This is a genomic window from Pseudomonas palmensis (genome assembly GCF_017848315.1).
Classification (GTDB): Bacteria; Pseudomonadota; Gammaproteobacteria; order Pseudomonadales; family Pseudomonadaceae; genus Aquipseudomonas; species Aquipseudomonas palmensis.
Map to the genome: position 1 here is coordinate 26,248 of NZ_JAFKEC010000056.1, position 12,183 is coordinate 38,430.

Sequence of the window (12,183 nt, forward strand, 5' to 3'; positions counted from 1 at the left end):
ATCAAGGCCCCTGTACCGTCGTCAGATCGACGCCGGCTCAACCTCCACTTCCCGCACCTCGACCTTCACCTGATCGCGACGGCTGATGTACTTCCAGTCCGCCTCGTCGATGTAGATCCCGTTCGGCCCGCTACCGCCCTCCAGGTCGATTGCCACGTGCGCCGATACCTGCGGCTTCACGCTCGCCAGAATCGGCACGAAGCCCAACTGCAGGCTGGTCTCCAGCAATGCCGCCTGGTTGCGTTCGTCGATGTCGGCCGCCTCGTCCAGGTAGTACGGCAGGCGCACGCGCCCGGCCTGGTCGCGGTCCATCAGGTGCAGCAACAGGTACATGTTGGTCAGCGCCTTGATGGTCATGGTGGTGCCGTTGGAGGCCGCGCCATCGATGTCGGTATGGATGATCGGCTGGCCGCCTACCTTGGTGATCTCGAACGCCAGCTCGAACAGGTCCTTCAGGCCCAGCTGGTTGTGGTTGGCTGCCACCAGCCGCGCCAGGTACTCCTTGGCCTCTTCGTTCTTGTTGTCCTGCTCGGCGCTCTGGCTCAGGTCGAACACCGACAGGGTCTCGCCTTCCTCGTACTGGCCGGCACTGTGGATGATCTGGTCGATGTGCTTGAGCGCTTCCTTGTTCGGCGCCAGCACGATGCGAAAGCTCTGCAGGTTGGATACCTGGCGCTTGTTGATCTCGCGGTTGAACAGTGCCAGCTGGTGCTCGAGGCTGTCGTAGTCGCTGCGGATGTTGCGCAGGGTACGCGCGATGTCGGTCACCGCCGCGCGCCGCGCCTTGCCCAGGGTCAGGGCTTCGTCGGTACGGTGCGCATAGGCGTTGATCAGCAGCTGCAGGCGGCGCTCCATGTCGTCCTCGCTGTCGAACTTGGCCACGCCCTTGAGGCGTACCTGGGCGTACAGCGCCTCGATCTGGCCATCCACCCGCAGCAGGCCCTGCCAGCTGTCCTGGTAGTCGTTGAGCAGCGGCAGCAGGTTGTCCATGGAGTCGTCGACCGGGTCCATGAACGGCGTGCCGAACGGCAGGTCGGCCGGCAGCAGCTGGCGACGGCGCAGGGCGTCGTCGAGGGTGCGCTGCTTGGCCTCCATGTCGGCGATCTGGCGACCGACCAGTTGCAGCTTGGCCGACAGTTGCTGCACGCGCTCGGTGAACGCGTCGCTGGAGCGCTTGAGCTCGTCCTGGGCCGCCTCCATCTGCGCCAGCTGCTCCAGCTTGTCGCCTTCCTCGGCCGACAGGGTCTGGGTACGGCGGTAGTCTTCCAGGGCCTTTTGCGCATCCAGCACCTGCTGGTACAGCGCTTCGGTCTGGGTCTTGCTCGCGGCGCGGTCGGCGGCCACGGCTTGCTGGGTCTTGAGCTGCTTGAGCTCTTTTTCCAGGCGCTCCTTCTGGTCGCGCAGCGCGGCGCGGTCGGCCAGAGCCTGCAAGGCCGGCGGCTCGATATGGCTGAGGTCGATGGACAGCCCCGGCGCCTCGAAGCGCTCGCCCTTGAAGCCGTCGAGTACCGCTTCCAGAGACTTGACCCACACGTCGCTGTCATCCAGCTCGATGCCGCGCTCGCCCAGCGGCAGGCTGAACAGCGCACCGTTGAACAGGCGCATCAGGCGCTCGACGTCCTGCTGCGAGAACTCTTCGCGCAGGCGTGCATAGCTGTTGTTGTCGGCATGGTCGAGCTGCTGCTTGACCGACTTCAGGCGTTTCTCCAGGTCGCGCAGGCGCTCTTCCAGGTCCTCGGCGCTGAACTGGCGCGACTGCGCCAGGGCACCGGCCAGTTCGTCGTGGGCGTCCTTGGCGGCCAGCAGCTGCTGCTCCAGCACCTTGACGTCATCCACCAGCGCGAAGCGGTGCTTGAGCACCGACAGTTCGCCCAGCCAGCGCTGGATACCGGTCATTTCGCGTTCCAGGCGCATCAGCTCCTGGGTGCCGCCGCGCTGGTTGTTCTGCAGCGCGTCCTGCTCGTGGCTGTAGTGCTCGGCCTGCAGCACCAGCTCTTCCTTGCGTGCGCCGGCGTAGTCCTGCCAGGTGCCGAGCAACTGGTCGAGCAGCGGTGACAGGCGGTGTAGCTTGCCGCGCAGGATGTCGCGCTGGGCCACGCCATTGGCCAGGGCCTCGACCAGCGGGCCGGCGGCTACCAGCGAGTTGTAGTCCTGTTCCATGCGCCGCACGTCGCGGAAGGCTTCTTCGCAGGCGGCGATGTAGTCGACGCTGCCCGAGCGCAGGCTGTGCTCGAACGCATCGAGGAACAGCTGCTTGAGCTTGGCCGCGGTAATCTCGCGCATGTGCAGCAGGTTGATGAACAGGGCGCGGAAGGTCTTCAGGCTCTGCTCGCTGGTGGAGCGCAGCGGAATCAGGGTCAGGTCCAGCGGCACCGAGGTGTGCCCGCCCACCAGCAGCCGGCGCAGTTCGTCGGGCTTGAGCTCGTAGGCTTTCAGGCCGTTGCGCTCCAGGTTGGTGAACAGCTCCTTCTGGCGCAGGCAGGTGTCGTTCTTCTGGTAGTGGCCCAGGTCCAGCTCGCCGGCATAGGCGAAGAACTGGTGGCCGAAGCCGCCGCCAGGGCCGCGCCCGACCACGCCGATCACGTGCGGGCCGTGGGGCAGGTTGACCTCGCAGAGGATGTAGCTGGTGTCGCTGGCGAAGTAGAAGCGGCGTGACTGCTCCAGGCTGTACTTGCCGAAGCTCATGTCCGACATGCGCGCCAGGATCGGGAACTGCAGGGCGTTGATCGACGCACTCTTGCCCAGGTTGTTGGCGCCGTACACCGACAGCGGGTGCTCCAGCGGGAACAGGCCCAGGCTGTAGCCGGCGGTGTTGAGCAATGCAAAGCGGCGAATGCCGTAGCGGTCCTGGCTCATGCGTCAATCTCCTGTTGCTCTTGGGCAATGGCACGGGCCAAGGCGTCTTCTTCGCTTTCCTCGAACGGGCTCAGGTCGAGCGGGTCGTCGGTCCTGTTCAGCTCTTCAGGGGTTTCTTCCACCACCAGCACCGGGGTCGGCAGCGGCAGGGCACTGTGCAGGCTGGCGGCCAGGTCGCGGTCCTGCTGCACCGACAGGCACACGTCGAGGAAGCGGTGCATCGGCGGCAGGAAGCGGTAGATGCCGTTGTCTTCGCTGGCAAAGCCGAGCTGGGTCATGCGGCGCATGATTTTCTCTTCCAGCTCGTCGGGGGTCTGCACCTCGGCCTGCAGGAACAGGTCGCGGTACTTTTCCAGCAGCGAGGGCAGCTCGTCGCGCCCCAGGCTGCCGCCGTCGAGCACCGACATCGGGTCGCGGCCCTGGTCGGCCAGGTGCTCCACCAGGATGAAGGTGAACAGCGACAGGCGCTGGGCGGTCTTGTTGACCTGGGCAGCAGCCAGTTCCGGCACGAAGTAGTAGAAGCCACGGGTGTCGCACACCAGTTCGAAGCCCAGGGCCTTGAACAGGCCGCGGTACTGGTCCTGGAAGTTCGACAGCTGGGCGTACAGCTCCGGGTCGCGCCGGCTGATGTGGAAGCCCTTGAACAGCTCGCGGAAGATCGGTGCGAGCTGGGACAGTTCGGAAAGATCAAGATGCATGGGTAGGGCTCGCAGTAGGCTCGGGCGACGGTTCGCGGCTTGAAGTCAGGGCGAACGAGCGCAGGCTGACCAGGTGTTCCTGAGTGGTGTACTCGCGGCGCTCCAGGCGCGCGCGGGTAAAGCGTTTTTCCCGCGACAGGCGCGAGAACCAGTACAGCAGTTCGTCGGTGGCGCCTTCGGGCTCCTGCTCCAGCAGCCACACCATCAGGTCGGGCAGCGGCAGGGCGTCTTCGCAGCGCTCGAGCATTTCCTTGACCGTGCGCGGTGCACGCGGCGCGGCGCCCTTGTGGCTCTTGTGCGCCTTGGGGAACTGCGCCGGCTTGGCTTCGAAGCGGGCCAGGGCATACACGTAGGCCTCGACCTGGCTGGCGCTGCCGAGGAAGGTGCTCTGCGGGCGGGTGAACAGCGGCATGGCTGCCTGCGGCACGGCGTCGATGCCCTTGCGCCGGATCACCGACAGCGCCAGTGCGGCGCCACGGGTCACGGCGTTGTGCCGGCGTGCCTCTTCACGCAGCGGCAGCAGCAGCTCGCGGGCGTGGCGCAGGGTCAGTTGGGCGCTGGTCTGCATCTCGAGGATGCGCGCGTGGGTGCGCAGCAGCATGTCGTCATCGACCAGGTGGCCCAGTCGCGCCTGCTCGCCCAGCAGGCGCAACAGCACGGTCTCGACCTTGCGCACGCCCTGTTCGAAGGCACCGTCGGCGTTCACCAACTGGATCATCGGCTCGACGTATTCGTCCCAGGTGGCCAGCACTTCGGCGTAGCGCTGGCGCAGCGGGATCTGCCGGTCGCTGGTCTTGGCCCGCTCGGCCACCGCCACCAGCGCCTGCTCGTCGTTGTCGAGTTTTTTCAGCACGTCACGCACGCGCATGTCGAGCAGACGCAGCTGGCGCGCCAGGTCGTTGCCGTCGCGGATGTCGAAGGCGTCCTGGATATGCCCGGCCAGGCGCTCGAGGTGGCGCAGGTAGGCTTCGATCTCCAGGCACAGGCCCAGGCGGTGCTCGCGCCGCAGGTAGGCCAGGAAGTCGTGGATCTGGGCGTTGAGCTCGAAGCGGTTCGGGCTCTTGGCCACCGGGACCAGGATGTCCAGGCGAATCCACACGTCCAGCAGGTTGGTGATGTCCTGGGGCGTACTGTCGAGCTGTTGTGCGGCCAGTTGCCCGCGCAGCTCGGCCAGGCTCAGGGTGCCCCCGTCGAAGCGCTCGCACAACGGCTCGAGCAGGGCCCAGTGTTCGGCTAGGGCGCGCAGGACGCGCTTGGGTTCGATCATTGGCGGGTCGACTCGCTGCCAAGTAAAAGCGCCGATTGTACTGCATCAGGGGGGGATCGATTCACCCCCTGATCGTTTGCCGGTGTTGTCGGGCGGTTTTGTACCTGCAACGGCGGCGTAACGGCGGTAGAATGCTCGCCCCGACTTATCCACAGATGGCCGCCCTTTGCTTACCGAGTCCCGCCGCCGCGCCTACCTGAACGCCATGCAAGTGGTGCACTGGCTGCCGCGCGCCGAACTGCCGTTCGCCGCGCCATCGCGCCCCGAGCTGCTGCGGGTACCCGAACCACTGGTCGAGGCGCCGGTGGTGCTGCCGGCAGTGGTGGCCAAGGCGTCTGCACCGGCTGCCAAGCCGGCCGAGCGGCCAAAAATCGAGATTCCGCGACCGACGGTCAGCGCCAAGCCGGCCAGCAAGCCGGTGCTCGATGCCGAAGAAACCGCCGCCGTGGTCAAGCCAGCGCTGGTACCGCCGCCCCGCTTTGCCTTGCAGTTGCTGCGTGCCGGCGATTGCCTGGTGCTGGTGGAGCTGGTTACCGGCCAGCCGTTCCAGAGCCGCGACCCGTCCTACCTGCTGCTCAAGGACATGCTGCGCGCCGCCGGCCTGCCCGACAGCCCGCAGATCATCGGCGAGCCGGTACGCTGGCCGTTGCTGGTGCGCGGCACCCTCGACCAGGGCCCGCTGGCGGCGCGTGATTTTGTCCAGGGTTTCATCCAGGCCCGCCTTGAAGAGGCGCCCTGCAGCTGCCTGTGGCTGGTCGGCCTGCCGGCGGTGCGCTTTGCCGGTGAAGCCGACGAGCAGGCGTACTACCGCGAATTGCCGGTGGAGGGCCTGGGCAACTGCTGGGCCTTGCCTGGCCTTGAACTGTTGATGGACGAGCCCGCCCGCAAGGCGCACGTCTGGCAAGCCATGCGCCGGCTGATGGCGCGCTGGAAACCACGCAATGAGTGACAACATCAGTTTTCGCCGCATGACCGAGGCGGATCTGGATGCCGTGCTGAAGATCGAATACGCCGCCTTCAGCCACCCATGGACCCGGGGGATCTTTCTCGACGGGCTGAAGAACTACGAAATCTGGCTGATGTTCGAAGGCCAGCAGCAGGTGGGCCACGGCGTGATCAACGTGATCATCGACGAGGCGCACCTGCTCAACATCACCGTCAAGCCCGAAAGCCAGGGCCGTGGCCTGGGCCTGCGCCTGCTCGAAGAGCTGATGAAGCGCGCCTACGCCAGCAACGGCCGCGAGTGCTTCCTCGAAGTGCGCGCCAGCAACCAGTCGGCGTATCGCCTGTACGAGCGCTTCGGCTTCAACGAGATCGGCCGGCGACGCGACTACTACCCGGTGGCAGGTGGCCGCGAAGATGCGCTGGTGATGGCCTGCACGCTGTTCGAAGAATAACCCTTCAGCGCTCGCGCTTGCCGTCCAGCGGGTCGCGGCGCGCCAGTTCGGCCTCGTCCAGGCCGTTGCCGCCGCCAATGTCATCTTCGTCGACTACGCTCAGGTCCCAGTCGGCCGGGTGGTCGCCGCCGACTTCATCGGCTGAGCGGGCGCCGTCTTCGGGGATCAGGGTTTCGGGCGTCAGGTCATCGTCGCTGGGGTCGTAGTGCGTGTCGGTCACCGGTGGGTCTTGATCGAAGTCCAGCGGCTGCACCGAGCCCATCTGGTCCTCGATGGTATCGATCGGTACGGGTTCCGGGGCATGCGGCGGGCGATGTGATTCGGTCATGTCTATTCTCCTGCGGGTGGCCTGTAAGGGGTGGACCGGCCACTGGCGGGAAGATTCAAAGGCGTGACCCGAACGGGGTGGCGCCAGTCACACATGCGCATTCCCATGAGGCTTGACCATGCACGATCTACAAGAACTGATTGATAACAACGCGCGCTGGGCCGATGCGATCAAGCAGGAAGATCCGGACTTCTTCGCCAAGCTGGCGCGTCAGCAGACTCCGGAATTCCTCTGGATCGGCTGTTCGGATGCGCGGGTGCCGGCCAACGAGATCGTCGGCATGCTGCCGGGCGACCTGTTCGTGCACCGCAACGTGGCGAACGTGGTGCTGCACACCGACCTCAACTGCCTGTCGGTGATCCAGTACGCGGTGGACGTACTCAAGGTCAAGCACATCCTGGTGACCGGGCACTACGGTTGCGGCGGCGTGCGGGCCTCGATGCAGGACCGTCAGCTGGGCCTGATCGACGGCTGGCTTCGGGCGATTCGCGACGTGTACTACGAGCATCGTGTGGAATTGTCCAAGCTGGCGACCGAGGAAGAGCAGGTCGACCGCCTGTGCGAGCTGAACGTGATCCAGCAGGTGGCGAACGTGGGGCACACCAGCATCGTGCAGAACGCCTGGCATCGCGGGCAGAGCCTGTCGATCCATGGGTGCATCTACGGGATCAAGGATGGCCTGTGGAAAAGCCTGAACACCACCATCAGCGGGTTCGAGCAGCTGCCGCCGCAGTACCGGTTGCGTCCGCAGGACTGACCGCCCATTGGCTGTTGCAGGAGCCAGCCTGGCTGGCGAAGGCCGCGCTACCTGTCCGTGGTGCGGCCTTCGCCGGCAAAGCCGGCTCCTACAGGTTGCGTAACGCCCGCGTCATCACCCCCGTATTGCACTTGGCATGGGCCTGCTCCGGCGTCATCTGGCGTACCGTGCGGAAAAACAGCCCGCAGGTCTGCTTCTTCTCCTTCACCTGCCATTTTTGCGTGCATGCCCCCAGCGTGGCACTTGCATCCGCCTTCGGGTTGCGCCCCATTCCCGCCTGCCAGCACGCCGCGCTCAAGTCCTGCCCCATCATCCGCAAACCGGCCGCATCGGCCTTGTCCGGGTCGTTGTCGTTGTTCTTCGGGTCGGCGGCGTACCAGATCGCGCTCGGGTGATTTGCGCCCAGCACCGGCACGTTGCGCCCAGGCACCGGGCTGATGCTCACCAGCCCCAGTACCTTCACCTCTGGCCCGTACTGCTGCTGCACCCAGCTGCGCACCGGCGCACCGAACGCCACCATCGGCAGGCTGGCGCCGTCAGCGGCCGCGGTCATGTCCCTGACCATGCGTACCTGGTAGTCGGTGAAATACCCGTACACCCCTTCAAGGTCCTTGCCGGCACTGGCTGGCGCGGCAATCGGCGCGATGTCCACGATGGTCTGGTAGGCCGGGGTGTGTTGCGCCGGCACGCCGTTGAAGGTCAGCAGCTGGGCCCAGCGGTCGGTGGTGTTGGAGCGCAGGTAGTCCTGGGCCTGGGTCAGCGAGTAGTCCGGCGGAAAGTGCAGCAGCTCGATGCTGCGCCGGTTCTCCAGGGCCATGCCCAACGGCAGGAACAACGCCCAATTGTACGCCCACTTGCCCTCGCGATTGAGCCGGTCGGCACCTGCATAGGCCAGTTCGCCGCTGTCGAGCAGGGCCTTGAGCGGGGCAGCGTAGGTGGTCGGTACGCCGCTGATGTCGGCATGCAGCTGGTCGTGCTCGCGACGCACCGTCACCGTGGCGGTCGGGTAGCCATCGCGCTGCACGCTCTGGGTCAGGTAGTGCTCCACGGTGCGCTCCAGCGACCAGTCGCGAAAGCAGATCACCCCGCAGTTGTTGGGGTAGGCGAATAGGCGGGTCACGCGCTGCGCATCGCCCAGCGGTACGCGGGCGTCGGCCAGCACGGCGCTGCTGGCGGCAAGGGCGATCAGGCCCAGGGCAAAAGGTGTACGCATGTTCAACTCCTTGTCGATGAACTCCCGATGTGCGGAAGGCTTGCCATACTGGGGTAGTTCTCAGGACGAGGGGAAGGGGGCAGGACCATGAAGGGGTATCCGGGCATTGCACTGTTCGCCGGGCTGTTGAGCGTGTTGCCGGCCCATGCCGACGAGCGCGACCTGTGGTCGTTCGCGCAGTGGACGGGCAGCCACGATACGCGCGCGTTTCGCGAAATGCTGGTGCAGGCGCGGCTGTATGGGGTAGTGCCGTTGTACCAGCTGCTGCGCTCGGCCAGCGACTGGCGCCTGTGCAACGCCGAGCCGTTCGCCGTGGCGCCGCCCGACCAGTGGCCGGCGGTACGCTCGACCCTGCAGTTGCTCAAGACCCTGGGCGAGCAGCAGCGCCTGAAAACCTACGAAGTGGTCTCGGCCTATCGCAACCCCACCCTCAACCGCTGCGCCGGTGGTGCCCGCGACAGTGCGCATACCCGCGCCTTCGCGGTCGACCTGCTGCTGCCGGCGTGGGCCGATCCGCGACCATTGTGCGAGTTCTGGCAGACCCAGGGCCAGGCCTGGAACATGGGGCTTGGCCGCTACCCGTCGGGGCGCATCCATATCGACACCGCCGGCTACCGCACCTGGGGCGGCGACCTGAGTGCCGACTCGTCGTTTTGCCCGCGCCTGGCGCCCAGCTCCTGAACAGCTCGGCGATGGCGGGGCGAGGAACTCCTGGGCCCCGCAAGGTACGGAAGTAGTTCACCCCCTGCACATCAACCCGCCCCGAGGAACCGCCCAATGCTCGAATCGACCTGGACTGCGCTCAAGCATCATCAGCGTGTGCGCGAGATTGTCGTGGTGCTGGCCAACTTCGGCGCCCAGGACGTGCTGTTCCGCCTGGGGCTGGGCAGGCTGCTGGGGGAGGCCGAAACGGTGGCCGGCCTGCCCGCCGACGAAGGCACCCCGCAACGCGTGCGGCGGGCGCTGGAGGCGCTGGGCCCGACCTTCGTCAAGCTCGGGCAGATCCTCTCCAGCCGCAGCGACATTTTGCCGGCGGCATGGATCGACGAGTTGCAGGCCCTGCACAGCAGCGCCGCTACCTTGCCCTGGGCGCAGCTGCAGGCCCAGGTGCTCGAAGACCTGGGCGCCGAACTGGACCAGGTGTTCGCCGAGTTCGACACCACCCCGCTGGCGGCGGCGTCCATGGCCCAGGTGTATCGGGCACGCCTGCTCGGGGGCGAGGAGGTGGTGGTCAAGGTTCAGCGTCCGGGGCTGCGGCGCAAGATGACCGCCGACCTGCAACTGCTCGAAAGCGTTGCGCAACTGGTCGAGCAAAACACCGCCCTGGCCGACTACCAGCCGCGCAAGATGGTGCGACAACTGGCCCGGGCCATGCTCGAAGAGCTGGACTTCACCCAGGAAGGCAGCCACTGCGACGCGGTGGCGGCCAATTTCGCCAGCCAGCCGCACATCGTCATTCCGCGCATCTACTGGGCCCACAGCAGCGAGCGGCTGCTGGTGCAGCAGTACCTGCCCAGCCATACCCCGCTGGAGCGCGAGGCGCTGATCGAGCAGGGCCTGGACCCGAGCCTGCTGGCCAGCCGCGGCGCCGCCGCGTTCATCAAGATGCTGCTGGAGGACGGGCTGTTCCATGGTGACCCGCACCCGGGCAACCTCAAGGCCATGGACGACAACCGCGTGGGCTTCATCGACTTCGGCATGGTCGGGCGCCTTGGCGAGCGCCGTCGGCTGGAGGTGATGACGTTCGTGCGCGCCCTGACCGAGGGCAACAGAGATGCACTGGTGACGGTACTGGTGGACTGGAACGACGACGGCGTGCGCAACATGCCCGCCATCGAGCAGGCTGCCGGCGAGTACATGGCGCGTCACGGCGGCAAGGCGCTGAAGATGGGCGCGCTGATCGAGGATTTTCTGGGGCTGATGCGCGAATACCGCCTGCTGCTGCCGCCCGACCTGCTGGTGCTGTTCAAGGCCCTGGTGACCGCCGACGGCGTACTGACCCGGCTGGACCCGCAACTGGACCTGGTGGCCACCGCCAGACCGGCCATCAGGGCTCAGCTCAAGGCGCAGCTGAGCTGGAAGATTGCCAGGCGCCTGGGGCTCGATGGCCTGGAACTGGGACGCGGCCTGCTCGGCGAATTGCCGCAGCTGACGCGGCTGCTGGTGAACCGCTTCAAGCATGGTGTGCTGGAGATGCGCGTCGATGTGCCGGGGCTGGAGCTCCTGGAGCGTTCGTTGCGCCTGGCCTCGACGCGGCTGTCGCTGGCGTTGCTGATCAGTGCGCTGGTGATTGCCTTCGGCCCGCAGATCGCCGCTGCCGGGCCGGTGTGGCTGGGCTTGCCCGCCGTCAGCTGGCTGGCGGCGATCGCCACCCTGGGCGGCTTGCTGGCGTTTTTGCGCAGCCTGTTCAAGAGCCCGTGAGCCAGTCGGCAAAGCGCCGCTGCGCCGTGCCGGCAGCGAAGGGCTCGGGGCTCAGCAGGTAGTAGGCCGAACCGTCCTCGGTGAACCCGTAGGGTGCCACCAACTGCCCGCTGTCGAGCTCGTCCTGCACCATCATGCGCGAGGCCAGCGCCACGCCCAGCCCGGCCAGGGCTGCCTGGATGCACAGGTAGAAGTGTTCGTAGCCGGCGCGGCTGCTGCCCCTGGCCGACTGGCCGCTCAGGTGCAGCCAGTGCTTCCAGGCGTCGGGACGGGTGGCGCTGTGCAGCAGGCGGGTACCGGCAAAGCCCTTGTCGGGCAGTGCCAGGTCAGCGCGACACACCGGCCCCACTGCCTCGTTGCAGAGCTTGAGGCTGTGCAGGCTGGCATCCCAGTGGAAGTCGTCGCGGCGCAGCGCCAGGTCGATGCCGCTGCGGGCAAAGTCCACCGGCCCGCCGGCGGCCACCAGGTGCAGCTGGATGTCCGGGTGCGCGGCATGGAACGCCGGCAGCCGCGGAATCAGCCACTTCATCGCGATGGTCGGCTCGCATGACAGCACCAGCACGTTGTCGCGGGCCTGCTGCAGGCGTTGCACGCTGGCGTGCAGCTGCTCGAACACCGACAGAGTGGTGTCGTGCAGGGCGCGCCCGGCCGGCGTGAGGAAAATGGCGCGGTTGCGCCGCTCGAACAACTGCACCCCCAGGGATTCTTCCAGCAGACGCACCTGACGGCTCACCGCACCGTGGGTGACGTTGAGCTGTTGGGCGGCGCGCACGAAGCTTTCGGTCTGGGCGGCGACGTCGAAATAGCGAAAGGCGGCGAGGGCGGGCAGTTTCATATGTGTGAGGAAAACTAGCGGATTTGCGCCACTATAAATCGCTTTTTTGCCGTGCTGAAGCTTTCGATAATGGCGCTGCGCAGAATCATCTGCGTCATTTCATGGAGTATCGACGGTGGGTGAATTGCTGGCGGTGGCCTTGATTACCGTGTTGGCGGTGATCAGCCCGGGGGCGGACTTTGCCATGGTGACACGCAGCAGCTATGCGTTTGGCAGGCGCAGCGGATTGCTCGCCGCCCTGGGGATTGCCTGCGGCGTGCAGGTGCATGTGGTGTACACGGTGCTGGGGGTGGCAGTGCTGATCAGCCAGTCGCCGGGGCTGTTCATGGCCATGAAGGTGGTGGGGGCAGGGTACCTGATCTACCTGGGGTATCGGTCGCTGCGCACTCGTGCGCCGGTGGCCCTGGAGGG

General features: G+C 66.5%; 12 protein-coding genes. 6 read left to right on the forward strand and 6 right to left on the reverse strand.

Annotated features, from left to right (window positions below; translation table 11 throughout):
• Positions 1-21 precede the first annotated feature (21 nt).
• From mksF to mksB, 3 genes are read right to left on the reverse strand one after another with little or no spacing between them, the layout of a single operon-like run.
• A complete protein-coding gene (gene mksF, locus JZZ72_RS22700) occupies positions 22-2,856 on the reverse strand; it encodes an Mks condensin complex protein MksF (protein ID WP_054916262.1) in 2,835 nt (944 codons plus the stop codon).
• Entirely contained in the window at positions 2,853-3,554 is a 702-nt protein-coding gene (gene mksE / locus JZZ72_RS22705; RefSeq protein WP_043859813.1) for an Mks condensin complex protein MksE, read from the reverse strand. Before mksE ends, mksF begins: the two co-directional genes overlap by 4 nt.
• The gene (gene mksB, locus JZZ72_RS22710) at positions 3,544-4,821 is read right to left on the reverse strand and encodes an Mks condensin complex protein MksB (protein ID WP_043859814.1); all 1,278 of its coding nucleotides are present in this window, start codon (positions 4,819-4,821) and stop codon (positions 3,544-3,546) included. Before mksB ends, mksE begins: the two co-directional genes overlap by 11 nt.
• Positions 4,822-4,987: 166 nt before the next feature.
• Between mksB and JZZ72_RS22715 the strand changes: the two genes are divergently transcribed.
• Together JZZ72_RS22715 and rimI are read left to right on the forward strand one after the other, a co-directional pair.
• Entirely contained in the window at positions 4,988-5,770 is a 783-nt protein-coding gene (locus JZZ72_RS22715) for a hypothetical protein (RefSeq protein ID WP_043859815.1), read from the forward strand.
• A complete protein-coding gene (gene rimI / locus JZZ72_RS22720) occupies positions 5,763-6,218 on the forward strand; it encodes a ribosomal protein S18-alanine N-acetyltransferase (RefSeq protein ID WP_043859816.1) in 456 nt (151 codons plus the stop codon). Before JZZ72_RS22715 ends, rimI begins: the two co-directional genes overlap by 8 nt.
• Before the next feature lie 4 nt (positions 6,219-6,222).
• On the opposite strand, the gene JZZ72_RS22725 is transcribed toward rimI, so the two are convergent.
• Positions 6,223-6,546: a serine kinase/phosphatase gene (locus JZZ72_RS22725; protein WP_123752262.1), complete on the reverse strand. Its 324-nt coding sequence runs from the start codon at positions 6,544-6,546 to the stop codon at positions 6,223-6,225.
• 118 nt (positions 6,547-6,664) lie between these two features.
• Between JZZ72_RS22725 and can the strand changes: the two genes are divergently transcribed.
• A complete protein-coding gene (can, locus tag JZZ72_RS22730) occupies positions 6,665-7,303 on the forward strand; it encodes a carbonate dehydratase (RefSeq protein WP_043859818.1) in 639 nt (212 codons plus the stop codon).
• A gap of 88 nt (positions 7,304-7,391) precedes the next feature.
• On the opposite strand, the gene JZZ72_RS22735 is transcribed toward can, so the two are convergent.
• Positions 7,392-8,516 carry a hypothetical protein gene (locus JZZ72_RS22735; protein WP_043859819.1) on the reverse strand — a complete coding sequence of 375 codons (1,125 nt, stop codon included), beginning with the start codon at positions 8,514-8,516 and terminating at the stop codon, positions 7,392-7,394.
• Positions 8,517-8,603: 87 nt separating this feature from the next.
• On the opposite strand from JZZ72_RS22735, the gene JZZ72_RS22740 reads away from it, so the two are divergent.
• Positions 8,604-9,197, forward strand: a complete 594-nt coding sequence (locus JZZ72_RS22740; protein ID WP_104572259.1) for a D-Ala-D-Ala carboxypeptidase family metallohydrolase — start codon at positions 8,604-8,606, stop codon at positions 9,195-9,197.
• A gap of 96 nt (positions 9,198-9,293) precedes the next feature.
• Positions 9,294-10,937 (forward strand): ABC1 kinase family protein, encoded by a 1,644-nt coding sequence (locus JZZ72_RS22745; RefSeq protein WP_210015183.1) that lies wholly within the window; start codon positions 9,294-9,296, stop codon positions 10,935-10,937.
• On the opposite strand, the gene JZZ72_RS22750 is transcribed toward JZZ72_RS22745, so the two are convergent.
• The gene (locus JZZ72_RS22750) at positions 10,924-11,772 is read right to left on the reverse strand and encodes a LysR substrate-binding domain-containing protein (protein ID WP_210015184.1); all 849 of its coding nucleotides are present in this window, start codon (positions 11,770-11,772) and stop codon (positions 10,924-10,926) included. The genes JZZ72_RS22745 and JZZ72_RS22750 overlap by 14 nt on opposite strands.
• Positions 11,773-11,887: 115 nt before the next feature.
• Between JZZ72_RS22750 and JZZ72_RS22755 the strand changes: the two genes are divergently transcribed.
• The coding region (locus JZZ72_RS22755) for a LysE family translocator (protein ID WP_210015185.1) at positions 11,888-12,183 on the forward strand (296 nt) is incomplete at its 3' end.